We start from the raw sequence: 24336 nt of genomic DNA, 5'->3' as shown, positions 1-24336 counted from the left end.
GCGGGCGATTTTTCTTTTAATTCTTTTAAATGCATGGAGGTTTATCCAGATAAATTGGGAAGCTATTTTTTTTGTTTTGCATGTGTGCAGCTGATGGCTGTCTACGATGTACATGAAAATTGAGCCCGGACGGGCGTTGGCGCTCAATTACGCCTTTGTTATTTGACTGTCAACTAGAGCCGATCAGAACGGCCTGACTATCACCAATATGACTATGATTGCCGCCGCAATACCCGGTACTTCATTGGCCAGCCGCAAGTTCTTGTCTGTCATCGTGCGCTCGCCTTTCGCCAGTTTCTTACCATAGCTGATCATCCAGCCATGATAGCCGGACAGCGCCAGCACCAAAAGCAATTTGGCGTGGAACCAGCCCTGGCTGAACGCGCCAATATTGTAAGCAAGCGCCAATCCGACCACCCAGACGATGATCAAAGACGGGTTCAAAATGATCTTGCGCAGCTTGCCCTCGCGCTCGATCCATTTGGCATCTTCGTCCGAACCGACGGCCGATTCCTGATGATAGACGAAGAAACGCGGCATCATGAACAGCCCCGCCATCCAGAAGATCACGAAGATAAGATGGGCTGATTTCAACCAGAGATAGAGCATGGACAGAATTTCATTCATTGCCTGACAAGTGTAAGCAGCTTTTCAACATGTTCAATGGGCGTGTCGGGTAAAATACCGTGGCCGAGATTGAAAATATGCGGGCGGTCTTCAAACACTTGCAGGATATGGCGGGTCGATTTTTCCAGCGCCTCGCCACCGGCTATCAGGGCCAGCGGATCGAGATTGCCTTGCAGCGGAAGACCAGCGGGCAGATTTTGATGGGCCCAGACCGGATCGACCGTTTCATCCAGGCCGATCGCGTCAGCACCGGTTTCATTGGCATAAGCGACCAATTTGGCACCGGCGCCTTTGGGAAAACCGATGACCGGCAAATCGGGATGAACCGCCTTCAGCCGCGCTATGATTTCGGCATTGGGCGCGATCACCCATTTTTCAAATTGCGCTGGCGACAAGGATCCGGCCCAACTGTCGAACAGCTGCACCGCATCGACGCCAGCCTCGATCTGGCCGAGCAGATATTCGACGGTATTGTCGATGATCGCATTGATCAGTTCCGAAAAAGCCGCTTCGTCCCTATAGGCAAAACGCCGCGTAACACCTTGATCCTTGCTGCCTTGCCCGTGGACCATATAAGTCGCGACGGTCCAGGGACTGCCTGCAAAGCCCATGAAGGTGGTTTTGTCGTCGAGCCGTTCGGAGACCCTGCGCACGGTGGCGTATATAGCTTCAAAATGCTCGGGAGCACCCTCTAGAGACGACAAAGCAGCATCGACCAGCCTTGGTGCCAGCCGGGGTCCCTCTCCGGTCTCGAACCATAGTTTCTGGCCCATCGCATGCGGGACGATCAATATGTCTGAAAACAGGATCGCACCGTCGAAACCAAAACGCTTTATCGGCTGCAATGTGACTTCGGCTGCGGCCTCCGCATCATAGCAAAGCTCGAGAAACCCGCCTTTTTTCGCACGCAATTCGCGATATTCCGGTAAATAGCGGCCTGCCTGGCGCATGAGCCAGACCGGCACCCGATCGGTTTTCTTGCCGAGCAATGTCTGGAGGAGAATTTTCTGGGAGTCGGTTCCGTTCGGCATAGAAAGACGGTCATCCATTATATTATATAAGTATTAATTATAAATTGTTGTTGATGATAGGGCGTGGAAAAGGCGGTAACCCGCCAGCGCCGCAAATACAAACAGATTGACAGAAGGGCGTTAACGAAAAATTAACCGATTCCAAAATTCGATCCCCGCTATCCACAGACTGTGGATAGAAACGATCAATGTTGGTTAGCTGTGGATGAAATTGCGGGAGTCGGGGAAGAATATTCTGGAACCGGTTATCCCCAACTTCATCCCTTGCTTTATCCCCCGTGAAATCACAAAGCTTAGTCCATGAACCGGCTCCACCTCCATATGCTATCGGATTCCACCGGCGAGACGCTTGAAAATATCGCCAAGGCGGCGCTAGCCCAGTTTGACGGTGTAGAGATTATCAAGCATTTCTGGCCCATGGTCCGTTCGGAGAAGCATCTCAACCGGATTTTGACTGAAGTGGCGGATAATCCCGGGCTGGTCATATTCACGATCGTCAACCGCGAAATCAGAGCGAAGCTCGAGCGCGAATGCCGGCATTTGGGCCTGCCATCGGTCCCGGCGCTGGATACGGTGACCGATGCCCTGTCGAATATGCTGGGGCAGGAAGCCAAGGCAAGACCCGGCCGTCAGCATATACTGGATGCTGCCTATTTCGCCCGGGTCGAAGCAATTCAATTCACCATTGCCCATGATGATGGTATCGGTTGGGAAAACTGGGAAGAGGCCGATATCGTGCTCGCCGGTGTGTCCCGTACGTCCAAAACTCCGACATCCATCTATCTGGCCAATCGCGGATTCAAGACCGCGAACATACCGATTGTCCCGGAATCACCACCGCCCGACGCCCTGTTTCACTTGAAAAATCCGCTGATTGTCGGCCTGATCACCGGTGCCTCGCGGCTGGTCCAGGTGCGGCGGAACCGGTTGCTGTCGCTCAATCAGGCGCCGGAAACCGACTATGTCAATGAAGAGAAGGTCAAGGCCGAAACCCAATATGCCCGGCGGATGTTTGCCGACAACGGCTGGTCGATGATCGACGTGACCCGCCGTTCTATCGAGGAATCGGCTGCGGCCATTATCAACCTCTATAACGAGCGCCATGTTGCCGCTGAAGATAGTGTGAAGGCCGGTTCTGGTGAGTGAAGTTTCCCCGACTGAGGTGCCCCTGATCCTGGCGTCAAAGAGCCAGGCGCGGCTGGCAATGTTGACTGCTGCGGGGGTCCCGGTCGAAGCGATCGCCCCCAATGTCGACGAGGAATCCCTCAAAGAGGGGTTGAAGAGCGAGGGGGTGACCGCCCGCAATCTCGCTGATGCGCTGGCTGAAGCCAAGGCGGTCAGATTGTCGCGGCGAACTGGAACTGCGCTGGTGCTGGGTGCCGACCAGGTTCTGGCGCTCGAAGACGGCGTGATGCTCGACAAGCCGGTCGATCCCGCCGATGCCATCGCGCATCTGAAATTGCTGTCGGGCAAGAAGCACAAGCTGTTCAGCGCCGCGGTGATCGCCGAACAAGGGCGTCCCGTGTGGCGCCATATCGATATTGCGACGCTTTCGGTCCGAAATCTGGGCGATTCTTTCATCGAACAATATGTCGAATCGGAATGGGACAATATCCGTCACTGCGTCGGCTGTTACGAGATCGAGGGCAGGGGAGCCCAACTGTTCTCCGCCATTACCGGCAGCCAGTTCACGATCATGGGGCTGCCTCTCTTGCACCTGCTCGACTATCTTCGCATCCGGGGTATTTTGACGTCATGACCACATCCGTTCCATTTGCTGAAGTGATCGGTGATCCGATAGCCCAGAGCAAATCCCCGCTGATCCACAAATTCTGGCTCGAACGGCTGGCGATCAAGGCGGACTACCGCGCTCACCATGTCGCATCGGCGGAATTGGCCGATTATGTCGAGCAGCGTCGCGCTGACCCCGCTTGGCGGGGCTGCAATGTGACCCTGCCGCACAAGATAGACATCATGGACCTCGTAAGCGATCCAGGCGGGGTCCGCGACAAGATCGGGGCGATGAACACGATTGTGCGGCAGGAGGACGGCAGCCTGATCGGTACAAATACCGATGCGGCTGGTTTCCTGGCGCCGATTGCCGATTCAGACTGGTCGGGGAAACATGCCGTAATGATCGGGGCCGGGGGAGCCGCGCGGGCCGTGGTGTTCGCGCTGAAGCAGGCAGGAATCGGCCAAATAACGATCATCGCGCGGAGTGGTTTGAAAGCGACGGGCCTGTTGATGCAAGCATCGGTAAAGGGCAGTGTCCTGCCGATGGATGCAATATTGCCGAAAGCCGACCTGCTGATCAACGCCAGTCCGCTCGGCATGACGGGAAAGCCACCGCTCGAAGTGGATCTCGATCCTTTGCCAGCCGATGCACTGGTCTATGACCTTGTTTATGCGCCGCTGAAGACCAGTCTTCTGCGGGCCGCCCTGAAGCGCGATCTGGCGGTGGTCGATGGTCTCGACATGTTGATTGGCCAGGCGGCACTGGCATTCGAGCTGTTTTTCGGTACCACGCCACCGATGGAACATGATGCCGAACTTCGCAAATTGTTGACGGCATGATGGCACGGGACAAGCCCTTCATAATCGGTCTGACAGGTTCCATCGGCATGGGAAAGTCCACGGTTGCCCAGATGTTTGTCGATGAAGATGTCCCCTTGTTCGATGCCGATGCCGCTGTGCACAACCTGCAGGGACCCGATGGTGCTCTGGTGGATGCTATCGAAGCCCTGTTTCCGGGCACCACGAATAGCGGGGGAGTGGACCGGCGAAAGCTCGGAGCGGTGGTACTTCACGATCCAGCGGCCTTGCACCGGCTGGAACAATTGATTCATCCCGCGGTTGGCGAAATGCGAACGGCCTTTCTGGAAGAAAACCGGGATCGTCCCATGATCCTGTTTGACATTCCGCTGCTGTTCGAAAAATCGGGCACCGCGGGCATCGACCATATTGTGGTGGTATCGGCCGGCGCGGAAGACCAGCGCACCCGTGTTCTCGCCCGCCCCGGCATGACGGAAGAGCGGTTTGAGCAGATAAAAGCATTGCAAATGCCGGATGCGGAAAAACGGAAAAAAGCCGATTCTGTGATCGATACGTCGCTGCCGGAGGTGGAAACACGACGGCAGGTTCAGAAACTTGTTCAAAAACTGAAAGCATCCCTTGCGTAACCCCGAATTCAGTCCGATATTGATCTCATGCGGGAAATAATTTTCGACACTGAAACCACCGGCTTTGATCCACAAAATGGTGACCGGATGGTGGAGATCGGTTGTATCGAAATGATCGACCGGATCGAGACTGGGCAGACCTTTCATTGCTATTATAATCCAGGACGGGCGATGCCGAAGGCTGCAGAGAATGTGCACGGGCTCTCCGACATGTTCTTGTCCGACAAAAAACTGTTTGCTGACGGTGCGGAAGAGCTTCTGGCTTTTCTGGGAGAGTCAAATCTGGTCGCCCACAACGCGCAGTTTGATTTCAATTTTCTCAATGCCGAGCTGGTTCTATGTGGCCAGCAACCGATTTCGCGCTTTCGCATGGTCGACACATTGGCGATTGCAAAATCCAAACATCCCGGCGCCAAATTGTCGCTTGATGCTTTATGCTCGCGCTATGGCATCGATCGCAGCCACCGGGTGAAGCACGGTGCCCTGCTCGATGCGGAATTGCTGACCCAGCTCTATATCGAATTGACAGGAGGGCGCCAAATCGGTCTTGGTTTGGCAGAGGAGGCCAAACGCCAAAATTCTCTTGCCAACATGCAGCCCACATCACAGCGGGCAGAGCGCAGAGCGTTTATGACGCCGCGCGAACATAATGCGAGCGCGGATGAGCTGGCGCGGCACAAGATATTTATCGAGGGAATTGAAAACCCTCTCTGGACAGAAGTTTAACGGATTTAGCTGTGCCGCCAATCGTGCAACGGTACAGAACGAAAAGGAGAATGAATATGGAAGTTCGTGTTTCGGGACACCAGGTCGACACCGGTGATGCGCTGCAAACCCATGCCGAGGACCGGATGAACGCAATCGCCAGCAAATATTTTGCCAAGGCCATTTCAGCCAATGTCACGGTCAGCAAGGCGCCCCATCAGCATTTCAGATGCGATATTGTGAATCATGTGATGCAGGGTCTGATGCTGAAAGCCGATGCCGAAGCCGGCGATGCCCATCAGGCTTTTGAAAAGGCTGCCGACAAGATCGAAAAACAGCTGCGCCGCTACATGCGGCGGCTCAATGACCACCATGTTCAGGCGCAATATGCGGCGAAACAGGAAGAAGCGGCATATCGGGTGTTTGAATCGTTCGAAGAGGAAGAGGACAGCCCGGTAAATGGCGATTCCCCTCCGATCATCGCCGAAACCAGCACTGATATTCCGGAAGCCAGCGTGTCGAATGCGGTAATGATGATGGATCTGCGCAATACTAGCGCGCTTTTGTTCAAAAATTCTGGCACTGGTGCCCATAATATGGTCTATCGCCGCCCCGACGGCACAATTGGCTGGGTTGAACCACATAGCTGATAGGGCTTCACCGCCGTCAAAAGGCAGATAATCGGCGATTATGCCGATCGGCCCAAAGCGCACCGGCGTCCAGATTCTGCGGCAGTTGCAGATTTTGGCTGGATAATGCCGGGACAAAGGGAATGAATGATGACTATCTTGTCCGTTCGATTGGATGTTGCTGCCGTTCGGGATTGTTCCGGCGTCGGCGGCAAAGACGAACTTCTCCGCAGAATCAGCAAAATCGGGCAGGAATGCTACCGTCTCGATGCCGAAACCGTGCTGCAGGGACTGACCGCCCGCGAAGCCCTGGGGTCAACTGGTTTTGGCAGGGAGATCGCCATACCGCATACCAAATTGGCCACTCTTGACCGTTGCGTCGGTATTTTTCTGCGGCTTGCCGAACCGGTTGCGTTCAATTCGCATGATGGCAAGCCGGTTGATCTGATATTCGCCCTGTTGTCGCCGGAAAAAGCCGGGATCGAGCATTTGCAGGCATTGGCCGCCATTTCCCGCTTTCTGCGCGATGACAATATGGTCGCGAAGCTCCGCGGAGCGGCGGGCCAGGATGCCTTATTTGCACTGTTGAACAAACAGCGCGAACAGCGGGCGGCCTGAACCCTGGCCATGGCAGATGAACCTCGAAATGGAGCGGAAAAAGACGGCGCACAAGGGCATTTCCGGGCGTTGGAACGACTCTATGCAGAAGCGCCGATCAACCGGCTGTTCAATTCGCGTCTTGAAATAGCGAAAGCCGGCACGGCGAGCATCTTTTTTAATGTCGACGAACGCTATTACCACGCAGCCGGCGCAGTGCACGGCACTGCCTATTTCAAAATGCTCGACGACGCAGCCTTTTATGCTGCCAACAGCCTGGTTTCCGATCGCTTCATCCTGACCACCGCCTTCAACCTCCTGTTCACCAAGCCGCTCAAGACCGGGCCGGTGATCGCGGAAGGTCGCTGGGTTAGCGGGAAACGCCGGGTATTTGTCGCCGATGCACGGCTGATCGATAGCGATGGTGAAGAAATAGCACGTGGAACCGGGACATTCATGCGCTCGCATATCCCCTTGGCATCACTGCCCGGTTACAAAAATAATGATTGAACCGCGACTCTCTGCGGAAATGAAAGTCCAGTCTCTTCTCAGACTGGTCAGTCAAAATGGCGGGTTCGGCGCCATATTGAAAAAGGGTGACCGGATATCCGGCGCAATACTGATTCAATGCGTTGAAAAGGGCGAAAACCCTAGGCTCCTGGAGAATATGCCTTCGCTCGACGGCTTACCCAATTGGCAGCAAATATGGCCACAAGACATTGATAATAAAAAGAATTTACCAGATTACATTGCGCAAAGATTCGGTTTTGACCCCGATATGTGGTTAATTGAACTGGACATCCCGGAAGCGGAACGGCTCATCGCCCAAATGGGTCAGTAAACTTGACTTTATTTCCCAGACCCATATTTGGCGCTCAACTTTGATGCGTAGGTTACTGCTGAATTTGTCGTGAATGACAGGCGGAAAACACGCAGACGGGGAGAACAGAAATAGACCTTCGCTTTGATTTCCGGGTCTGTTTTTGGCGGTTTTGACTAGAACGTCATCATTTGCTCTGGTCTCACCGCATAAAAAAACAGGTTTATGAGCAAAATTTTTCGCACCGCAAGCGCCTTGTCGCTTGCTATTACTACGGTTGCAGCCTTGTCAGTCACAGATGTATCCTTCGCGTTGGAAGCATCCGATGAGGTTCCGGAAACCGAGATTTTTGTCGATCCGGCCCTGCTGGAAGATGACGAATCGAACCAGGCTATTATATTTGGCGAGCAACAGGAAGTTGTCGCAGAAATTCCCCAGGACGTTGTCGAATCAGACAAGTTTGCCAATGCGGAAGCAGAACGCGATTCAAGCGAAAATGCCGACTTCGTAAACGATGACGCGCTATCCTTGCGAGAGCTTGTGGGCCAGCAATCGGTCGACGGTTCGCTTGATGCCGAGATGCAGTGTCTCGCCGGAACTGTCTATTTTGAATCCAAAGGCGAATCGCTGCAAGGCCAGCTAGCTGTGGCCCGTGTGGTTCTGGCCCGCGTCGAATCATCGCGTTTTCCCGACACCATTTGCGGTGTCGTATATCAGCGCAGTCAGTTTTCCTTCGTTCGTGGCGGGAAGATGCCTCACATAAAGACCGGACGTCAGACTTGGCGCAATGCGGTGGCAATTGCCAAAATCGCTGCGAACGATGGCTGGGAAAGCTCTGTCGAAGGCGCATTATTCTTTCATGCACGTTATGTTTCTCCGGGTTGGAGGCTCAAACGGCTCGCAACGATCGACAACCATATCTTCTATCGTTAATCGTTCCCAAAATACCATATTCTTAAAGGCTCCCTTACGGGGGCCTTTATTTTGTTCTTTTTATGTTCTAGCCAAGTGCCATGACAATAATCGATGATTCGCTGGGCCTGTTGATCGATCACGATAACCTGACCGGCGCACAGGCAGTCGCCCGTGGCGTGGCGCGGATGTTTCTCAGGCACGACATCATGGTGTTGCCGGAAGTCGGTTTGCGGAACAGGCGCCGGGCGGATCTGATGGGAATTGATGCGAAAGGGCAGATTGTCATCGTCGAGATCAAGGTTGCGCGGAGCGATTTGCTGGGCGACGCAAAATGGACGGAATATCTTGATTATTGTGACCGCTTCTACTGGGCCTTGCCCGTCGGATTTGATGCGTCGCCGGTTGATGCCCCGGATTTTCTACCCCAACGCACCGGATTGATCATTGCCGATGCCTATGATGCGGAAATGGTGAGGCCGGCTGCGACCAATGCGCTTGCTCCGGCGCGTCGCAAGACAGAAACCATGCGGCTGGCCCGCCGCGCTATGCGACGCGCAGCGATCTCCGACGGCTGGATCAGCCCCGACCCGGGATTTCATGTACCCGGAGGGCAATAATCGATTGTCAGCCTTCCGGCCCGAAGAACCGTCCTTCGGTTTCGGGTTGCTTAACGGCGTCCGACTTTTCAATCTCCGACAATATGGCTGCTGTCCGGCGATCCTGCTTGGCGTAGTCCCGCGCCGACTTGCCGGCGAGCGTATCGGTCCGGTCCGGGTCGGCGCCGTTTGCAAGAAGCAGTCGAACCAGTTCCGCATCACGGATATGCACCGCGAGGATGAGTGCGGTCTCGCCTTGTCTATTCGTCTCGTCTACCTTGGCTTTTTTGGCCAAAAGCGTTCTGACGCCATCCACAAACCGAAGCTGGGTGGCCAGAATGAGCGGCGTAGTGCCTTCCTTGTCCGAGATATCTGGATTGGCACCTTTTTGCAGCAGGAAACCCAGCCAGGTATTGTCGCGCCGCTCCACCACGATATGCAAGGCGGTCTGGCCTGAGGAATGTTCGCGGGTATTGACGATCACTGTTCCGGGCCGACTGAGATATTTGGTCGCTTCCTCGCCATCACGGTCTTTGACAGCTTTGAGAAAATTATAGCTGTCCGAAAATTGCGCCGCGGCGGGCGCCGACAAAGACGTTGCTGCGGCCGCGATTCCCGCAATGCGCAGGAAAAGGATGAACTTGCCGGCCCAGAAAGTGCCTGAAGGATTGTTACTGAACATTATTGGCCCCATTTCGTTAACCGGTGATTCTTTGCCCCGGCTCGCTGCAATCGTCACCTATCAATTATCTGTTGAATTTGATCAAGTAGCAGACCATGTCTGGCCCCGTAATGAACAATATCAAAAACATCGCAAAAATGATCCTTGGCGGAGGATTACTGACCATCATGGCAGCCTGCAACCCCGTGTCAGATGGAGAAGTGTCAGCGGACATGGAACCTCCGCTTGCGGGGGCAAAAATAGGCGGCACATTCACGCTGACCAACCAGGATGGCGGCATAACCTCGGAAGACCAGTTCAAGGGCCAGTATCGGATCATCTATTTCGGCTATAGCTATTGCCCCGATGTTTGTCCGGTTGACCTTGCCAATATCATGCTCGGCCTCAAGCAGGCTGAAAAAGAAGATCCGGCTCTGGCCAGCAAGATCCAGCCGATTTTCATATCGGTCGACTCCAGCCGGGATACGCCAGCGGTTCTGAAGCAATATGTTTCCGCGTTTCACCCGCGTCTGATCGGACTTACCGGCAGCCCTGAAGAGATCGCGGATGTCGCGAAAAAATATCTGATCATCTATGATATCAGGAATGACGACGGAGCGACTGAATATCTCGTCGACCACAGCCGTCAGGCCTATCTTTTCGGTCCGGACGGAGAGCCACTGGCGCTGCTGCCCTATGACGGCACGCCGCAAGATGTTGCGGCTGAAATCATCCGATGGGTGCGCTAGTCCCCGAACCTCCGTTCTGGGAATTGCCTCTCGAATCGCTCGATCGCGGGCAGTGGGAAGCATTGTGCGACGGTTGCGGCAAATGTTGCTTGCTGAAAGCGGAAGACGAGGATGACGGCCAGATCTACATGACCAACATCGCCTGCAAACTGCTCGACCTCAAGGATGCGCGGTGTAGCGACTATCGCCACCGGAAATTCCACGTTCCCGATTGCGTCCGGCTGACCCGCAACAAGCTTGAGGAATTCGACTGGCTGCCCGACAGCTGTGCCTACAAATTGCGTGCCCGGGACCTGCCTTTGCCGACATGGCATTATCTGGTCTCTGGCGACCGCGAGTCGATTCATGCGGCTGGCCAGTCGATCCGCGGCAAGGTCATTCCGGAATCCAAAGCGGGACCGCTCGAACAACATATTCTCGATGCTCCGCTTTAGCAGCGCGCGTTCCGAAACGCTGGCCATCCGGCTGGATGGCGTAAGCTATCCACTCCAAATCCGACGATCGAAACGGGCCCGTTCGATCATAGTTTCGGCAGACACCGTCAAGGGAATTGTCTGCCTGACGGTGCCCGCCTATGCGTCGGAGCATCAGGCGCTCCGGTTTGCCCAGTCAAAATCGGACTGGCTCAACGCCCGCTTTGCGGAGGCTTTGCCGCCGATAGCGATTGAAGATGGCAGCCAGATTGCGTTTTTGGGCGAACCCAACATCATCCGCTGGTCCCCGGATTTTCCGAGGGCCCCCTTGCTGGCGGAAGGCGAAATCCGGCTTGGCGGTCCGTGGGAACATATCGAATCCCGCATTCTGCGCTGGTTTAAGGCACAGGCCCGGGCCATCTATGCGGATGATCTGGAATATTATTGTGTGCGGGCCGGCACCGATTTGCCCAAATTGGCAGTCGGAGATGCACGGCGGCGCTGGGGTAGTTGTTCTGGCCATAAGTCTATCCGTTTGAGCTGGCGGCTGGTCATGGCCCCGCCCCACGTGCGCCGGTCGGTTGTTGCGCATGAAGTGGCGCATCTCATCCACATGGATCATAGCCCGCGCTTTTACGCACTGCTCGACGAAATCTATGAATCAGACCGGCGGATCGCAGATCGCTGGCTCAAGAAGCATGGCCGTGGTCTGCATATGGTGGGGGTGGCACGACAAACTCCAGCCGCCGAATGAAGCTATATCCTATTGCGTTTCGGAACGAATGGCTTCGGGAAGCAGTGATTCCGGCTGTTTCTGGGGAGGCAGCGGTTTGGGTTTTTTGACCGGAGCCGGCTCCGGTTTGCGGGGAGCGGGATTGCCGCCGCGGCCGATCACTGAATCGATCCATTCCTGATCCAGCCGTGGCCCATCGGCCGCTTCCCCGCCTTCCAGGTCATATTCAATTCCGCGGCCGGTTTCGATCGGCATGCCGTTTTCGTCAACGTAGATACCGTCTTCCGGCGCACCGAACAATTCGTCTTCGTCCGGTTCCAATTGCCACTCCGGCAAGACCAGCTCGGTATCGAATTTCTCCACTTTGCGACTGGCGACTGCCACTTTCATGAATTGCGCGAACGCTGAGGCCGGAGCGCGGCCTCCTTGCAGACCGCCAACCGGCCTGGCATCATCGCGGCCCATCCAGACGCCGGTGGTCAGGCCACTGGAGAAGCCCAGAAACCAGCCGTCCTTGTTGCTGCTGGTGGTGCCGGTCTTGCCGGCAACAGGTCTGCCGATTTGCGCCGCTCGCCCGGTACCGGTGTTCACCGCAGTCTGCATCAGATCGGTGATACCGGCAGCCACCCAGGGATCGACCAGCACACGGCTACCGTCGAATTTGCTTTGATAGAGAATATCCCCCTTCATTGTCTGTACCTTGGTGATACCGAACGGTGTGATAGCGACGCCCTTGGCGCTGATCGAGGCAAAGGCCCGGGTCATATCGAGCAGCCGTACATCGGAAGTGCCGAGCACCATCGAGGGGTTGGTGTTGATCGGTGTGGTAATACCGAAGCGGCGGGCCATATTGGCAATTGTCGACGTACCGATATCATTCCCGATCGCTGCCGCGACCGTATTCTTGGAAAAGGCGAAGGCCGTACGGACATCAATATCTCCGGCATAGCTATTGCCGCTGTTGCGCGGTGTCCAGCCGCCGATCGTGATCGGCGCATCGGTCACCGTATCGTCCGGAGCATAGCCCGCTTCGAGCGCTGCCATATAGACAAATACTTTCCAGGCTGATCCGGGTTGGCGGACGGCCTGCGTCGCGCGGTTATAGTTTGATGTCACATAGTCCGTGCCGCCGACCATGGCGCGCACGGCACCATCCCGGTCGATGGCTACAAGCGCACCCTGGGCGCCGGACGGCACCCGCGACTGGATCGCGGTCGCGGCTGCGCGTTGCATGTCGAGATCCAGAGTTGTCCAGACCTCGATCGGTTCCACCGTTTCGTCGATCAGCAAATCCAGTTGCGGCAGGGCCCAGTCGGTAAAATAGCGCACACTATTCTGCCGCGGCTCCGGTGCCAGCTTGACCGAAGCGGGTTTGGATTTCGCAGCTTCGGCTGCGGTAATCGCTCCGGCATCCTGCATCACCTCGAGGACCACCGTTGCCCGTCCGATAGCTGCCTTGGCATCGGCTGTGGGCGAATAGCGGGATGGGGCCTTGACCAGACCGGCGATGATAGCGGCCTCGGCGAGGTTGAGGTCTCTGGCACCGTGCGCGAAAAACCGGCGGGAAGCGGCATCAATGCCATAGGCACCGCCGCCATAATAAACCTTGTTCAGATAAAGCTCGAGAATTTGCTCTTTGGAAAATTTCCGCTCCATGGCCAGCGCGAGCAAAATCTCCCGTCCTTTTCTGCCAAAGGTCCGGTTGTTGTTCAGAAACACGTTCCGCGCCAGTTGCTGGGTTATGGTCGAACCGCCCTGTGCCCAATAGCCGCGCTCTACCCTTACCTGAAGCGAGCGCGCTATGCCGATCGGATCGACGCCCAGATGACTGTCATAGCGCCGGTCCTCGACCGCGATCATCGCGGATTTCATGACTTCCGGTATGTCCGAATAGCGCAGCCACTCGCCGTAGCTCGGGCCCATCGAAAACAGCTCCTTGCCGTTGACATCAAGCACCCGGATCATCTGCCCGTTGGGGGAGGATTTCAGATCCTCGAAGCCGGGGAGAGAGGAACGGACGACCAATATCGCAACCACCAACGCAATCGTTGCCAGAAAGCCCGCGACGAGGCCGGTCTTGACCAGCCGCCACAACCATTTGCGCGCTGGGCCCTGCTCTGTCTTGCGTTTTTTGCCACGCGCCATATTAATCTATCCACCTAATACGCTGAATTTCAGATTTTCTAGCGTGTCGGCGCCTTACTGCAGGCTGAACGCAGGGAAAGACAGAAAAAAATCAGTCTGCCTTGGGTTCGAAAGCCATCGCGGCGCTGTTCATGCAATAGCGCAGGCCGGTTTCGGTAGGTCCGTCGGGGAAAACATGCCCGAGATGGCCATCGCAGGTTGAGCAGCGCACCTCGACCCGGCGCATGCCAAGGCTATTGTCTTCGATCTCGGTGACAGCTTCAGCATCGGCGGGTATCGAGAAGCTTGGCCAGCCGCACCCGCTGTCGAATTTGCTTTCCGATTCAAACAATTTGCTGCCGCAGCCCGCACAGTAAAACTCACCGTCGCGATATTCGGCGTTCAACTCTCCGGTGAACGCCCGTTCGGTGCCTGCTTCGCGCAGCACATGATATTGTTCAGGCGATAGCTGTTGCCGCCATTGTTCGTCGCTCAATATTGTTTTTTCCATATATGACAAATGGTGGCTTGATCGCAGTCGGTCAAGGGACCTGTCGTGGAAGATCGCCACGGCTCGTGCCTGTTCTTAACCGGATATTCACCATATTCGCGCAAAATATACGGCTATGAAAATGGTCGTGAAATTCTTGCTGACCGGAGCAATCATGATTGCTCATCCGGCCTTCATGCCGGATGAAGCGAAGGCACAATGCCGCCTTTGTGCGGACAGCCCGACTTCCGAGAGTCTGTCGCAAGCGGCCGCAGACAAGCGGGAAATCCCGTTGCAGATCGAAATTACCGCCAATCTGGATTTTTCGCGCATGGCGTTGCTCGGCGGCAATGGCGGCGTGGTCAGCATAGATCCGGTGTCCGGTGCCAAGCAAATCAGTGGCAGTATCGCCAATCTTGGTGGCATGTCGCTGCACGGCGAAGGACGGCTGACCGGCGAACCGGGCCGGAACGTCCGCGTGTCCCTGCCAGACAGAATTCAGCTGAGCGCACCCAATGGTTCGACGGCGGAGCTGGAGAAACTGGAAACCAATCTACCGGCTCTGGCCAGACTGGACCAGGCCGGACGGCTGATCTTTTCTTTCGGCGGGCAATTGCGGGTGCGCGGGGACGCCAGCGGTCAATTCCGCGGCCGGATCGCGATCACCGCCGACTACGAATAAGCTATCGGCTGCTCGCCGCCTTGCGGGCAATCAGCAGCAATTCTTCCTCCAGCAGCACCTGATCCGGTTGACCGCTGCTTTTTAGCGCAATCTCCAGCTGCAAAACGCGATCAATCAGACGAGCGATATGGGCAGAGGACCATATTCTCAGCTGCCGTTTGAAATGTTTCTGCTCCTTGAAAAAGACGCTTGGATGGCCGGCGACTGAATCGATATTGCCACCGTTGTCGACCTTGCTGCGGAGCTCCGCCAGCTTGGTCAGATGGCGCAGCATGATCCGGATCAGGCCGATCTCGTTCATGCCCTGAGCGCGCGTGGCGGCGATTTCCTGCGCCAGACGGGGTGCATCTCCATTGAGCGCGGCATTGATCAGCACGCTGATATCCTCTTCGTCATTCTCCGCGCCGAGCAGTAGAAGAATGTCGGATTCCGGCGCTTTTGGATGGTCCGGATCGGCGTCCAGATAGAGCGCAATCTTCTCCACTTCCAGTCGGGCGAGCACCAGATCATTGCTGGTCAATGCGGCAATTTCCTGGGCCATTTCGCGGCTCAACCGCACGCCCTCCGCCTTCGCCATGGTCTGGATGGCCGCCGCCGCCTGTTCCGGCGTGGTTTCATAGCAGGTCGCGATCATCGCATCCGGCGCCGCGATTATCGACTTTGCCAGCGCTGTCTTGTCGCCCATGCCGGGTGCGATGACAAACACCGGGTCGCCGCCGGGTGCGCTCGCCAGCAAGGTTTCGATTGCGGTCGTCGCCCGGACCGCTTCGCTGCTGTTGAGCCGCAGCACGATATAGCGCTTGTCGCCGAACAGCGATGCGGAATTCGCCTCGTCGTTCAGCCGCGCAGCACTTTCGCTAACATCGGCGATGGTCATATCGACCCGCTCTGCGGATTGGGCCAGCGGTTGCACCAGTTCGTCGACCAGCGCCTGGCAACGGGTAACATTGGGCCCGCATAACAGGATCAGTCGACAATGATCGGCGGCGGCGTGATAGCGCCTGACAATCTCTTCCGGTTTGACCTTCATGGTTCCGGTGGCGCGTTGGCCTCGGTCCGGGCAAAGAGAGACAGCCGGGTTACAATCTGGTTGGCAACCCGGGTTGCCAGATTTTCCAGCGCGGTGTCTTCCGCAGCGACCGTCGCGAATTCCGAGGACACAACATCGATGCCGGCGTCCGATCCCGCGGTCGCATCGAGCACGACGACCGAATCAGTGACCCGGACAAGCTGGTAGCGGGCACGTAACGTTCTGCGTTCGCGGGTGATCCGGTCGTCGCTGCGCACGCCAAATCCGGCAATCTTGTCGTCGAGTATCACGGTCAGGCGGTATTTTGCCTCTTGTCCTTCGAACGCCTCGAGTTGGTCCTTGAGCGCATTGCGCGTCAGCCATCCCGCCTTGCCCGCGATTGGTTCGATTTCGACATTACCGAGTTCGCGGGCGACGACACCTGTGGTTCCGCCCGCATAAAGCTGCCGCAAATTACAGGCGGCCAGCATTGCGGACAGTGTCACAACCATGGTGATCCGGGCGATCATAGTCGTCATATTACGATATTGACCAGTCGGTCGGGCACGACAATCACCTTCTTTACCTCGGCCCCGTCAAGACTGCGCTGCACCTTCTCCGATGCCAGGGCCATTTCTTCAAGATGCTCTTTGCTGCTGCCCTTGGCAACGGTAATTGTATCACGCAGCTTGCCACGCACCTGAATCGCGATGGTCACTTCATCCTCGACCAGCAGGCTTTCGTCGACCTCCGGCCATGGCGCATCGGCGATCAGCCCGGTTTCGCCAAACAGCGCCCAGGCTTCTTCGGCGATATGCGGCACCATCGGCGCGACGATCCGCGCGAGTGATTTGATCGCTATTGTCCGGTCCCCGGAAGGCCCGGATTTCTCGATCAGATTTACCAGTTCGAAAATTTTCGCGACCGCCTTGTTGAACGACAGGGCTTCGACGTCAGCCGCCACACCCGCAACTGTCTGGTGGAGCTTGCGCCGGAGCGGCTTGTCCTCGCCTGTATCGTCGCTGTCGGCAACCGCGATGAACAGACGCCATAGCCGCTGGACGAACCGCCAGCTGCCTTCGATACCCGCTTCCGACCAAGGCAGGTCGCGCTCGGGCGGGCTGTCGGAGAGCATGAAGAAGCGCACTGCATCGGCGCCATATTGTTCGATGATCGGATCGGGGTCGACGACATTTTTCTTTGACTTCGACATTTTTTCGACCCGGCCGACATCGACTTCGCTGCCCGTCGCAATCTCGAAAACTCTATTTCCGCGCTTTCCGACTTCTTCTGGAGAGAGCCATGGGCCGATATCCGTTGTTGTTACAGACGGATCAAATGACTCTCCGGGCCAAAATGCATTCCATTCGACTTCGGTCATTGACCGCACGGCATTGGGCCGCTTGTAAGTTTCGTGCGTCACCATCCCCTGGGTGAACAGGCTCTCGAACGGTTCGGTAAAATCCAGCTTGCCGATGCTCGCCAGCGCCCGGGTCCAGAAGCGCGCATAGAGCAGATGCAGGATCGCATGTTCGACGCCGCCGATATATTGGGTCACTGGCAGCCATTGTTTGACCACTTCTGGGTCGAACGGGCGGTCGTCGGGCTGGCTGGCAAAGCGCAGGAAATACCAGCTGCTGTCGACAAATGTATCCAGCGTGTCGGTTTCGCGCCGGGCCACCGCGCCGCATTTCGGGCAGTCGACATGTTTCCAGCTGGCATGCCGCTCGAGCGGATTGCCCGGCGTTTCAAAGTCGATATCTTCAGGCAGGACGACCGGAAGCTGATCTTTTGGCACCGGCACCGGACCGCAGGTCTCGCAATGGATGATCGGGATCGGCGTGCCCCAGTAACGCTGGCGCGAAACGCCCCAGTCGCGCAGCCGCCATGTGGTCTGTGCCTTGCCCCAGCCTTCCGATTGGGCCCGCTCGATGACCGCTTGTCCGGCGGCTTCGACCGTCATGCCATCAAGAAACGCGCTGTTCACGATCTTGCCGGGGCCGGTATAGGCCTCGTCCCCGACATATTCAGCGGCGGTTTGGTCGCCATCGGCGACCACGCGTTTGACTGGCAGCTCATATTTGCGGGCGAAGTCCAGATCGCGCTGGTCATGGGCCGGCACGCCAAATACCGCGCCGGTGCCATAATCCATCAGCACGAAATTTGCGACATAGACCGGCAGTTGCCAATCGGCGTCGAGCGGATGGGTGACGGTCAGGCCGGTATCAAAGCCCTTTTTTTCCATCGTCTCGAGCTCGGCGGCGGTGGTGCCGCCGGCTTTGCATTCCTTGGCAAAGGCGGCGAGCGCCTCGTTTCCTGCCGCTAGCTTTTGCGTCAGTGGATGATCGGCAGCCAGGGCGACAAAACTCGCCCCGAAAATCGTGTCTGGCCGGGTCGAAAATACTTCGACGCTGGCGATATCGCCCTGCGCTTCGGGCAGAGCGAAGTGGAATTGCAGGCCCTGCGACTTGCCGATCCAGTTTTCCTGCATCAGCCGCACTTTTTCGGGCCAACCTTTGAGATCTCCCAATCCAGCTAGCAGATCCTCGGCAAATTCGGTAATCTTCAGAAACCATTGGCTGAGTTTGCGCTTTTCGACCTGGGCACCCGAGCGCCAGCCCTTGCCATCGATCACTTGCTCGTTGGCGAGCACGGTCATGTCGACCGGATCCCAGTTCACCGCCGATTCCTTGCGATAGACAAGGCCGCCCTCGAACAGATCGATAAACAGCGCCTGTTCGTGGCCATAATAATCCGGTTCGCAGGTCGCCAGTTCGCGGCTCCAGTCAAAGGCAAAGCCGAGCGTTTTCAGCTGGCTGCGCATCGATGCGATATTGGCTCTGGTCCACTCGCCGGGATGGACTTTCTTTTCCATCGCGGCATTTTCCGCCGGCATGCCAAATGCATCCCAGCCCATCGGATGGAGCACTTCATAGCCCTGCATCCGCCGGAACCGGGCGAGCACGTCGCCCATCGTGTAGTTGCGGACATGACCCATGTGGATCCGGCCCGATGGATAGGGAAACATTTCCAGCACATAGCTGCGCGGTTTGCTGCTGGCGTCGTCCGCCTCGAAAGTGCCAGCTTTTGCCCAGCGCTCTTGCCAGCGTTTGTCCGCCGCCAGTGGATTGAATCGCTGATCGGTCATTGCGGCCCCATGATGTGGCAGGAAAGTTTAGTTGGAGATCACGCCGCGCCGTAAATCGCGCGCCTTGGTGAGAATGATCTGTTCCAGTTTCTGCGTGGTTGCCGCCTTGACGGGGGCATCCACCCACGTGCCGTTGGTCGCAACCTGGCGTGATGCCGCGACACGCAAGGCATCGGCGCGCAAATCGCGGTCGAGAATCGAAACATTGATTTTCATCCGTTCGCCAGGATTTTGCGGATTCACGTACCAGTCGGTCAGGATCACACCACCATTGCTGTCGGTCTGGGTCAGCGGCATGAACGACAAGGCGTCCAGCGAGGCGCGCCACAAATAGCTGTTCACACCGATGGTGGTGACCTGGGATGCGGCAAGATCGGCTTTGGGCCGTTCTTTTCCGCCGCAGCCGGACAGCAGTGACAAGGCCAGCAGGCCGGCGGTTACAGAAGGCAATAGACGGGTTGTGTTGAGGCGGGACATGAAGCGCTCCTGGTTACATTTTGCGCCGATACGAAATCTTTTTTGCAGGATTTGTTCCGGACATAATATCATTTCAGCGCTCTCTATAAATGCTTTGCCGCAAGGGGCAAGCACAAGCGCATGTTTTGCTCTTGTGCAGCAGGGACTGAACACCAGTTGAATGGCGGTGAAATCATCCGGGGTTCATCTTTGCCGCGCTAGTCTGGGCGACGATGTCCGGGCAAAAGCGTTACCGATCTGCAACAGAAAGGTGACGGTTATGTAAAATCGGACAAAAACAACAAGTTGACTCGTGCAGATAGCCATTCTTTGGTATATCTATGATCTCTTAAAGGGGAATTAGGCTTCGTCATGACGAAAAAGGGCAATCATTTGGGCTGGTTAGCGACGGGACTCGCGATCTCCGGCCTTGCCATGACCCCTGCCCTGGCGAGAGTGCTTTCCAGCGATGAGGGGATGGTATCCCTGAAAACCCTGGGTTCAGTCGGTTCCTTTACCGTAGCCGGTGCTGATCCTGATCTTGTAGCGAAGTACAAGCTGACCACCTTGCGCGGAAACGCGAGCTTCAAGTTTACACCAGCGGGCGGTACGCTCGACGGAGAACGGTCGGTCACTGTGGTGGTTCGACAGAAGTCGGACGCCGGGGCCGTGTCCATCCGTGAAAATCTACTCGCTGCCGCACCCGGATCGGGTGTCACGAGCGCAGCGAAAATTGCGCCCGTTTCGTACAGCCTCGGCTCTGCGAAGGGCTTGAAGAGCTTCGCCATTCCGGTCAGGAAACTGGCTGGCAATTTGCCCGACCTGTCGGAAATTGGTGCAGGGCGTCTGGCTGGCGAGGAAAGTACCGGCAAGAAGAGCCGTTTCAACACCCGCATGTCACTTGATGCCTCGGCACCGATCAACGCTGCACCGCGCGCACTTGATGCCAGTCAGAAAGATTATACCCTCGATGTTGGCGGCAGCTACTCGCTGACCCGCAACCTCGACGTGACCGCCGGTGTCCGGATCAACAACGAGCGTGACCGGATGGCACCGCTGACTGACAATCGTCAGGATAGCCAGGCAGTCTATGTCGGAACCCAGTTCCGCTTCTAGAAACTAATCAGTTAAAAGCATCGATCGCCGCCCAGCCGTGGGTCAGGTGGTTTTTACGTGCATGATATCGATGCCGGTCCATCCCACCGAGCAATATCACCGCGCCGTTGCACAAAGCAGCCAGACGCCGGACCTGCGCAGGATTTAGCGGGCGCTGGCCGGGGTGTGACCTGGTCCGGAAAACCGGCGACAGAAAGAAAATCTCCGCACCAGCGCGATTGGCCTGATGGATTTCCCGGGCATTATGGACGGGCGCGCTATGACGCAGTCGTCCGGTTCCGGACTGACAGGCTCCCCGCCCGTGAACGCCATCGGCCCGCCAGAGAGTGGCCAATGCGTGTGATCCGGCCAGAAACACGATATGCCCGCGACGTCGCGCAAGTTTTCTGACGGTTTCAAATCGCGCCCGCCTTGATGATTCGTCCAAATGATAGTGACGAAAGATTATCCCGCTCCCGCGCGGCAGTCGTTTGATGGTTTGTTCGAGACTTTCATCATTTCGCTGATCGGTAAACAGCCATGTCCGGGGCAGGCTCGAATCGATCGGGTCAGGCAAAACGGGGGAGGGCTGGTCTCGCAACATATGCACGCCTATAGACACAAGCTTGGCGAAAGAGAATGATTGTGACAGGCATCAAATTGGCAAATCCCGCACTCCAGGACATCCGCAGAAAGATTGAAAAATCTGCAAAGATTGCGAATCGTAAAATGCCCGCTATTGCGCTCATCGCGGTATCCAAAACCCGCAGCAGCGATGAAATCCGGCCCCTTCTGGAGGCTGGTCATCGGATCTTTGGCGAGAACAGGGTTCAGGAAGCGGCTGAGAAATGGCCCGCACTGAAAGCGGAATATCCCGATATTGAGCTGCACATGATCGGCCAATTGCAATCAAACAAGGCCGCAGATGCCGTGGCTCTTTTCGATTATATCCATTCAGTTGACCGGCATTCTCTGGTCAAGGTGCTGGCAAAGGAAATGGACCGGCAAGACCGGCGCATCCCCTGTTTTCTGCAGGTCAATATCGGCGAAGAATCCCAAAAAGGGGGATGCGACATCAAGGCGGTTCCCCAACTGCTCGAACAGGCACGGGAAGCGGGCATAGAGGTCGCCGGCTTAATGGCGGTCCCGCCGGAAGGAACCAATGCGATGCCCTATTTTGCCCTGCTGGCAAAACTCGGTCGCGATCACGGCCTTGACGGACTCAGCATGGGTATGTCGGGAGACTTTGAAAAGGCGATCAAGCTGGGCGCCACCTATATCCGGGTCGGCACGGCTCTGTTCGGGCCGCGTGCAAATCAGGACGCATGATCAGCTTTCACCGTTTTTTTCGCTTTCTCTGGCCGCGCGGTCCGCTCTGCGTTCCTCCGGTGTGTCCGGCGCGACAAAGCTGATCACGATATCACCATCCTCGATGACCGGTCGCGCATCGGTAGCAAAAAACAACAGCCTCCGGTCCGGCTTCAAAACAGCAAGCGGCTCCTCGTCCTCTTCGAGATTTTTACGATAGTCTTCGACGGTGAACTTCTCGGTGATATTGGTTTTGCTGAATCGCCAGCCCGCCAGGTCACGGTCGAGCAAAGTGCCGAACTCCGCGCCCGATTCGAACAGCAATCTTCCGTGTCCGACCCGGCTTTTGCTTTGTCCGTCATTGGCCAGCCGGCTGATCTGTTCATAACCCATTTCCGGACCAAGGTCGGCGGTGATCAACTGGTTCTGGCTGTCATTGTCGGTGGCCGCGATAAGATGCTGAAATTCGCCCATATCGATATTGTCATTATGGGCCTCGTCCAGCACATCGCCGTGACGTATCGCAAGACCCTCGCTCCGTGCCCGGCGCAAGGCGAATTTGCTATTGTCCGTCATCAGCACCTCGATATCGAGAGATTTCAGCATTTTGCCCAGCGCAATGGACCAGCGATTGGCACCGGCGATCAGGACGCCCTCGCCTTTTCCTTCCGAAATTCCCAGTCGTTCGGCGACCCATGATGCGGAAAAGCCATGGGCAAAAATAGTCGCAATGACGACAGCAAAGCTCAACGGGACAAGCGCTTCTGCTCCGGGGAACCCGTAATCGACCAGCCGAATCGCAAACAGGCCGGTGATCGCGACGGCGACAATACCGCGCGGTGCAATCCAGGCGATAAACAAGCGCTCGCGCCAGGGAACGGAGCTGAACAGCAGGGCGACCAGCACCGAAATTGGCCGCACGACAAACAACAGCAATATCAGGAAAATGACAAATTGCGGCCGGAATTGCTGTACCGTTTCCCAGTCCAGAGTCGCGGAAAGAATGATAAACACACCGGATATCAGCAGCACCGCCAGATCTTCCTTGAACCGGTAGAGCGCCTGACTCGAATAGATTTGGCGGTTGGCCATCACGATGCCCATCACGGTAACTGTGATCAATCCCGTTTCATGTTTGATCAGGTCGGCGATGACAAAGCCGGCTATCACCGTGACCAGCAGAAAAGGAGCCTTCAGATATTCCGGCACCTTCCCCCTCGGAAATAGCCAGGTGACAGCGAAGCCAAGACCCGCGCCGATTAGTCCGGCAATGAAGCTGGCAGCAAGGACATCCATGCTGATGACTGCGATATTGGCGTCCGGTCCTTCATAGGTGATATAGGCATAGATACCGACGGCGAGCAGAGCGCCGATCGGATCATTCACAATGCCTTCCCATTTCAGGATGTTGCGCACTCGTGACGGTACGCGCAGCGTGCGCAGCATCGGACCGATCACGGTAGGGCCGGTGACGATCATGATACCGCCGAGCAGCGCGGATATTTCCCAAGACAGGCCAGCGCCATAATGCGCCGCAGCGGTACCCAATACCCAGGCTATCGGTCCGGCGACAAACACCATCGCCGTGACGGCACCGCCCGCTTGTCGCAGCTCGCGAAAGTTCAGACTGAGGCCACCTTCAAACAGGATCACGGCAACCGCTAATTTGATGATTGGTTCCTGCAGCGCTCCAAAATCCCGTTCGGGATCAATGATGCCAAGCACCGGTCCAGCGATAATGCCGACAATCAGCATCAGAGCGATAGCGGGACGGCCCGTCCGCCAGGCAATCCATTGCGCGCCGATGCCGAGCAGGCCGATCAGCGCGATCTTGACCATTAACGAATCTACTATTTCCATGTTCTGTCCTTGGCGGGTTTTCCGGATTTATGCAAAAAACTTTCCGGGGCCTGACGCTCGGGAGTTATCGAAATGGTCGATCGCTTGTCGAACAACACCATAAACGGATTCCAGATTCCCGGGGCCGACACGAAAAAGCATGATATAGATCGAATTGACCAGCGGTCGAAGCAATATGTTGCGATCCCCGAAAAAACCGCGGAGCGCCGGGCCAAGACCGTACAAATAGTCACCCGCAATATCACGTCCTTTCGGCGGCGGCCTGTTATCCGTCAGCGGGCAGTGGTGGCGAGAGGCAGTGCAAGCTGTGATTCATCGATCATTTCCAAGGCGGTATCCTTGAACGGCAACGGGAATCGCACCGCCTTCTCCTTCAGCCCGATAATCGCCTCTGCCGGGCCGCCGACGCAGGCCTCGATCGCGGGGTCCGCTGCCGCCATACCGCCGGTTAGCGCGCCAAAAGCGGGCATGATCAGATGATGGAGGCCTTTGACAAAGCAACGTCGCGA

At 56.6% G+C, this 24336-nt stretch carries 28 protein-coding genes and 1 pseudogene; 17 read left to right on the top strand and 12 right to left on the bottom strand.

Going from position 1 to position 24336, the window contains the following annotated elements; genetic code table 11:
• Nucleotides 1-183: 183 nt before the first annotated feature.
• Both WBM93_RS02080 and hemE read right to left on the bottom strand, forming a co-directional pair.
• On the bottom strand, nucleotides 184-627 hold the full coding sequence (locus WBM93_RS02080; RefSeq protein WP_424427670.1) for a CopD family protein: 444 nt from the start codon (nucleotides 625-627) through the stop codon (nucleotides 184-186).
• The gene (gene hemE / locus WBM93_RS02075; RefSeq protein WP_424427668.1) at nucleotides 624-1658 is read right to left on the bottom strand and encodes a uroporphyrinogen decarboxylase; all 1035 of its coding nucleotides are present in this window, start codon (nucleotides 1656-1658) and stop codon (nucleotides 624-626) included. Before hemE ends, WBM93_RS02080 begins: the two co-directional genes overlap by 4 nt.
• A gap of 300 nt (nucleotides 1659-1958) precedes the next feature.
• On the opposite strand from hemE, the gene WBM93_RS02070 reads away from it, so the two are divergent.
• The 11 genes from WBM93_RS02070 (at nucleotide 1959) to WBM93_RS02020 (ending at nucleotide 9120) form a co-directional block, all read left to right on the top strand.
• Nucleotides 1959-2804, top strand: coding sequence for a pyruvate, water dikinase regulatory protein (locus WBM93_RS02070; protein WP_424427666.1), 846 nt, complete (start codon nucleotides 1959-1961; stop codon nucleotides 2802-2804).
• Nucleotides 2797-3417: a Maf family protein gene (locus WBM93_RS02065; RefSeq protein ID WP_424427664.1), complete on the top strand. Its 621-nt coding sequence runs from the start codon at nucleotides 2797-2799 to the stop codon at nucleotides 3415-3417. Before WBM93_RS02070 ends, WBM93_RS02065 begins: the two co-directional genes overlap by 8 nt.
• Nucleotides 3414-4232, top strand: a complete 819-nt coding sequence (aroE, locus tag WBM93_RS02060) for a shikimate dehydrogenase (RefSeq protein ID WP_424427662.1) — start codon at nucleotides 3414-3416, stop codon at nucleotides 4230-4232. The genes WBM93_RS02065 and aroE overlap by 4 nt, the downstream gene beginning before the upstream one ends.
• Nucleotides 4232-4837, top strand: a complete 606-nt coding sequence (coaE, locus tag WBM93_RS02055) for a dephospho-CoA kinase (protein WP_424427674.1) — start codon at nucleotides 4232-4234, stop codon at nucleotides 4835-4837. Before aroE ends, coaE begins: the two co-directional genes overlap by 1 nt.
• A gap of 27 nt (nucleotides 4838-4864) precedes the next feature.
• Nucleotides 4865-5563, top strand: coding sequence for a DNA polymerase III subunit epsilon (gene dnaQ, locus WBM93_RS02050; protein WP_424427660.1), 699 nt, complete (start codon nucleotides 4865-4867; stop codon nucleotides 5561-5563).
• Between the two features lie 56 nt (nucleotides 5564-5619).
• On the top strand, nucleotides 5620-6192 hold the full coding sequence (gene hpf / locus WBM93_RS02045; RefSeq protein ID WP_424427658.1) for a ribosome hibernation-promoting factor, HPF/YfiA family: 573 nt from the start codon (nucleotides 5620-5622) through the stop codon (nucleotides 6190-6192).
• Nucleotides 6193-6318: 126 nt separating this feature from the next.
• On the top strand, nucleotides 6319-6789 hold the full coding sequence (locus WBM93_RS02040; protein ID WP_424427656.1) for a PTS sugar transporter subunit IIA: 471 nt from the start codon (nucleotides 6319-6321) through the stop codon (nucleotides 6787-6789).
• 9 nt (nucleotides 6790-6798) lie between these two features.
• Entirely contained in the window at nucleotides 6799-7278 is a 480-nt protein-coding gene (locus WBM93_RS02035) for a PaaI family thioesterase (protein WP_424427655.1), read from the top strand.
• Nucleotides 7271-7609: a DUF1491 family protein gene (locus WBM93_RS02030; RefSeq protein ID WP_424427653.1), complete on the top strand. Its 339-nt coding sequence runs from the start codon at nucleotides 7271-7273 to the stop codon at nucleotides 7607-7609. Before WBM93_RS02035 ends, WBM93_RS02030 begins: the two co-directional genes overlap by 8 nt.
• 204 nt (nucleotides 7610-7813) lie before the next feature.
• Nucleotides 7814-8521, top strand: a complete 708-nt coding sequence (locus WBM93_RS02025; RefSeq protein WP_424427651.1) for a cell wall hydrolase — start codon at nucleotides 7814-7816, stop codon at nucleotides 8519-8521.
• Nucleotides 8522-8601: 80 nt separating this feature from the next.
• The gene (locus tag WBM93_RS02020; protein WP_424427649.1) at nucleotides 8602-9120 is read left to right on the top strand and encodes an MmcB family DNA repair protein; all 519 of its coding nucleotides are present in this window, start codon (nucleotides 8602-8604) and stop codon (nucleotides 9118-9120) included.
• 7 nt (nucleotides 9121-9127) lie between these two features.
• On the opposite strand, the gene WBM93_RS02015 is transcribed toward WBM93_RS02020, so the two are convergent.
• Complete coding sequence (locus tag WBM93_RS02015) at nucleotides 9128-9781, bottom strand: ankyrin repeat domain-containing protein (RefSeq protein ID WP_424427647.1); 654 nt, start codon at nucleotides 9779-9781, stop codon at nucleotides 9128-9130.
• 95 nt (nucleotides 9782-9876) lie between these two features.
• Here WBM93_RS02015 and WBM93_RS02010 point away from each other — a divergent pair, with 95 nt between their 5' ends.
• From WBM93_RS02010 to WBM93_RS02000, 3 genes are read left to right on the top strand one after another with little or no spacing between them, the layout of a single operon-like run.
• Nucleotides 9877-10509 carry an SCO family protein gene (locus tag WBM93_RS02010; protein ID WP_424427645.1) on the top strand — a complete coding sequence of 211 codons (633 nt, stop codon included), beginning with the start codon at nucleotides 9877-9879 and terminating at the stop codon, nucleotides 10507-10509.
• Nucleotides 10497-10943, top strand: a complete 447-nt coding sequence (locus WBM93_RS02005; protein ID WP_424427643.1) for a YcgN family cysteine cluster protein — start codon at nucleotides 10497-10499, stop codon at nucleotides 10941-10943. The genes WBM93_RS02010 and WBM93_RS02005 overlap by 13 nt, the downstream gene beginning before the upstream one ends.
• Nucleotides 10930-11676, top strand: coding sequence for a M48 family metallopeptidase (locus WBM93_RS02000; protein WP_424427641.1), 747 nt, complete (start codon nucleotides 10930-10932; stop codon nucleotides 11674-11676). Before WBM93_RS02005 ends, WBM93_RS02000 begins: the two co-directional genes overlap by 14 nt.
• A 9-nt stretch (nucleotides 11677-11685) precedes the next feature.
• On the opposite strand, the gene WBM93_RS01995 is transcribed toward WBM93_RS02000, so the two are convergent.
• The gene (locus WBM93_RS01995) at nucleotides 11686-13800 is read right to left on the bottom strand and encodes a transglycosylase domain-containing protein (RefSeq protein WP_424427639.1); all 2115 of its coding nucleotides are present in this window, start codon (nucleotides 13798-13800) and stop codon (nucleotides 11686-11688) included.
• Between the two features lie 91 nt (nucleotides 13801-13891).
• Nucleotides 13892-14290, bottom strand: a complete 399-nt coding sequence (gene msrB, locus WBM93_RS01990; protein WP_424427637.1) for a peptide-methionine (R)-S-oxide reductase MsrB — start codon at nucleotides 14288-14290, stop codon at nucleotides 13892-13894.
• 121 nt (nucleotides 14291-14411) lie between these two features.
• Between msrB and WBM93_RS01985 the strand changes: the two genes are divergently transcribed.
• Nucleotides 14412-14951, top strand: a complete 540-nt coding sequence (locus tag WBM93_RS01985) for a DUF4402 domain-containing protein (RefSeq protein ID WP_424427635.1) — start codon at nucleotides 14412-14414, stop codon at nucleotides 14949-14951.
• 1 nt (nucleotide 14952) lies between these two features.
• Here the strand turns inward: WBM93_RS01985 and holA are convergent, their stop codons facing one another.
• Genes holA through WBM93_RS01965 form a run of 4 tightly spaced genes read right to left on the bottom strand, consistent with a single transcriptional unit; the run spans nucleotide 14953 to nucleotide 19585 of the window.
• Nucleotides 14953-15981, bottom strand: a complete 1029-nt coding sequence (gene holA / locus WBM93_RS01980; protein ID WP_424427633.1) for a DNA polymerase III subunit delta — start codon at nucleotides 15979-15981, stop codon at nucleotides 14953-14955.
• On the bottom strand, nucleotides 15978-16490 hold the full coding sequence (gene lptE, locus WBM93_RS01975) for an LPS assembly lipoprotein LptE (protein WP_424427672.1): 513 nt from the start codon (nucleotides 16488-16490) through the stop codon (nucleotides 15978-15980). Before lptE ends, holA begins: the two co-directional genes overlap by 4 nt.
• A gap of 5 nt (nucleotides 16491-16495) precedes the next feature.
• Nucleotides 16496-19108: a leucine--tRNA ligase gene (gene leuS / locus WBM93_RS01970; RefSeq protein WP_424427631.1), complete on the bottom strand. Its 2613-nt coding sequence runs from the start codon at nucleotides 19106-19108 to the stop codon at nucleotides 16496-16498.
• A 27-nt stretch (nucleotides 19109-19135) separates the two neighbouring features.
• Nucleotides 19136-19585, bottom strand: a complete 450-nt coding sequence (locus tag WBM93_RS01965; protein ID WP_424427629.1) for a DUF3576 domain-containing protein — start codon at nucleotides 19583-19585, stop codon at nucleotides 19136-19138.
• 351 nt (nucleotides 19586-19936) lie between these two features.
• On the opposite strand from WBM93_RS01965, the gene WBM93_RS01960 reads away from it, so the two are divergent.
• Nucleotides 19937-20680, top strand: a complete 744-nt coding sequence (locus WBM93_RS01960; protein ID WP_424427627.1) for a hypothetical protein — start codon at nucleotides 19937-19939, stop codon at nucleotides 20678-20680.
• Nucleotides 20681-20687: 7 nt separating this feature from the next.
• On the opposite strand, the gene WBM93_RS01955 is transcribed toward WBM93_RS01960, so the two are convergent.
• Nucleotides 20688-21263: a thiamine phosphate synthase gene (locus tag WBM93_RS01955; RefSeq protein WP_424427625.1), complete on the bottom strand. Its 576-nt coding sequence runs from the start codon at nucleotides 21261-21263 to the stop codon at nucleotides 20688-20690.
• Nucleotides 21264-21298: 35 nt separating this feature from the next.
• On the opposite strand from WBM93_RS01955, the gene WBM93_RS01950 reads away from it, so the two are divergent.
• A complete protein-coding gene (locus WBM93_RS01950) occupies nucleotides 21299-21988 on the top strand; it encodes a YggS family pyridoxal phosphate-dependent enzyme (RefSeq protein ID WP_424427623.1) in 690 nt (229 codons plus the stop codon).
• On the opposite strand, the gene WBM93_RS01945 is transcribed toward WBM93_RS01950, so the two are convergent.
• Complete coding sequence (locus WBM93_RS01945; protein WP_424427621.1) at nucleotides 21989-23827, bottom strand: cation:proton antiporter; 1839 nt, start codon at nucleotides 23825-23827, stop codon at nucleotides 21989-21991.
• Between the two features lie 272 nt (nucleotides 23828-24099).
• Nucleotides 24100-24336: pseudogene (locus WBM93_RS01940) on the bottom strand (hypothetical protein); the annotation flags it as partial.

The sequence above is a fragment of the Parasphingorhabdus sp. genome (assembly GCF_049667325.1).
Classification (GTDB): Bacteria; Pseudomonadota; Alphaproteobacteria; order Sphingomonadales; family Sphingomonadaceae; genus Parasphingorhabdus.
Note: the sequence above shows the minus strand (reverse complement) of the source record. Positions and strands in the feature narration are given on the sequence as shown.

Coding starts and splice junctions, on each gene's coding strand:
- WBM93_RS02080 (WP_424427670.1), bottom strand. CDS start 627: ATGAATGAAATTCTGTCCATGCTCTATCTCTGGTTGAAATCAGCCCAT.
- hemE (WP_424427668.1), bottom strand. CDS start 1,658: ATGCCGAACGGAACCGACTCCCAGAAAATTCTCCTCCAGACATTGCTC.
- WBM93_RS02070 (WP_424427666.1), top strand. CDS start 1,959: ATGAACCGGCTCCACCTCCATATGCTATCGGATTCCACCGGCGAGACG.
- aroE (WP_424427662.1), top strand. CDS start 3,414: ATGACCACATCCGTTCCATTTGCTGAAGTGATCGGTGATCCGATAGCC.
- coaE (WP_424427674.1), top strand. CDS start 4,232: ATGGCACGGGACAAGCCCTTCATAATCGGTCTGACAGGTTCCATCGGC.
- dnaQ (WP_424427660.1), top strand. CDS start 4,865: ATGCGGGAAATAATTTTCGACACTGAAACCACCGGCTTTGATCCACAA.
- hpf (WP_424427658.1), top strand. CDS start 5,620: ATGGAAGTTCGTGTTTCGGGACACCAGGTCGACACCGGTGATGCGCTG.
- WBM93_RS02040 (WP_424427656.1), top strand. CDS start 6,319: ATGATGACTATCTTGTCCGTTCGATTGGATGTTGCTGCCGTTCGGGAT.
- WBM93_RS02035 (WP_424427655.1), top strand. CDS start 6,799: ATGGCAGATGAACCTCGAAATGGAGCGGAAAAAGACGGCGCACAAGGG.
- WBM93_RS02030 (WP_424427653.1), top strand. CDS start 7,271: ATGATTGAACCGCGACTCTCTGCGGAAATGAAAGTCCAGTCTCTTCTC.
- WBM93_RS02025 (WP_424427651.1), top strand. CDS start 7,814: ATGAGCAAAATTTTTCGCACCGCAAGCGCCTTGTCGCTTGCTATTACT.
- WBM93_RS02020 (WP_424427649.1), top strand. CDS start 8,602: ATGACAATAATCGATGATTCGCTGGGCCTGTTGATCGATCACGATAAC.
- WBM93_RS02015 (WP_424427647.1), bottom strand. CDS start 9,781: ATGTTCAGTAACAATCCTTCAGGCACTTTCTGGGCCGGCAAGTTCATC.
- WBM93_RS02010 (WP_424427645.1), top strand. CDS start 9,877: ATGTCTGGCCCCGTAATGAACAATATCAAAAACATCGCAAAAATGATC.
- WBM93_RS02005 (WP_424427643.1), top strand. CDS start 10,497: ATGGGTGCGCTAGTCCCCGAACCTCCGTTCTGGGAATTGCCTCTCGAA.
- WBM93_RS02000 (WP_424427641.1), top strand. CDS start 10,930: ATGCTCCGCTTTAGCAGCGCGCGTTCCGAAACGCTGGCCATCCGGCTG.
- WBM93_RS01995 (WP_424427639.1), bottom strand. CDS start 13,800: ATGGCGCGTGGCAAAAAACGCAAGACAGAGCAGGGCCCAGCGCGCAAA.
- msrB (WP_424427637.1), bottom strand. CDS start 14,290: ATGGAAAAAACAATATTGAGCGACGAACAATGGCGGCAACAGCTATCG.
- WBM93_RS01985 (WP_424427635.1), top strand. CDS start 14,412: ATGGTCGTGAAATTCTTGCTGACCGGAGCAATCATGATTGCTCATCCG.
- holA (WP_424427633.1), bottom strand. CDS start 15,981: ATGAAGGTCAAACCGGAAGAGATTGTCAGGCGCTATCACGCCGCCGCC.
- lptE (WP_424427672.1), bottom strand. CDS start 16,490: ATGATCGCCCGGATCACCATGGTTGTGACACTGTCCGCAATGCTGGCC.
- leuS (WP_424427631.1), bottom strand. CDS start 19,108: ATGACCGATCAGCGATTCAATCCACTGGCGGCGGACAAACGCTGGCAA.
- WBM93_RS01965 (WP_424427629.1), bottom strand. CDS start 19,585: ATGTCCCGCCTCAACACAACCCGTCTATTGCCTTCTGTAACCGCCGGC.
- WBM93_RS01960 (WP_424427627.1), top strand. CDS start 19,937: ATGACGAAAAAGGGCAATCATTTGGGCTGGTTAGCGACGGGACTCGCG.
- WBM93_RS01955 (WP_424427625.1), bottom strand. CDS start 21,263: ATGTTGCGAGACCAGCCCTCCCCCGTTTTGCCTGACCCGATCGATTCG.
- WBM93_RS01950 (WP_424427623.1), top strand. CDS start 21,299: ATGATTGTGACAGGCATCAAATTGGCAAATCCCGCACTCCAGGACATC.
- WBM93_RS01945 (WP_424427621.1), bottom strand. CDS start 23,827: ATGGAAATAGTAGATTCGTTAATGGTCAAGATCGCGCTGATCGGCCTG.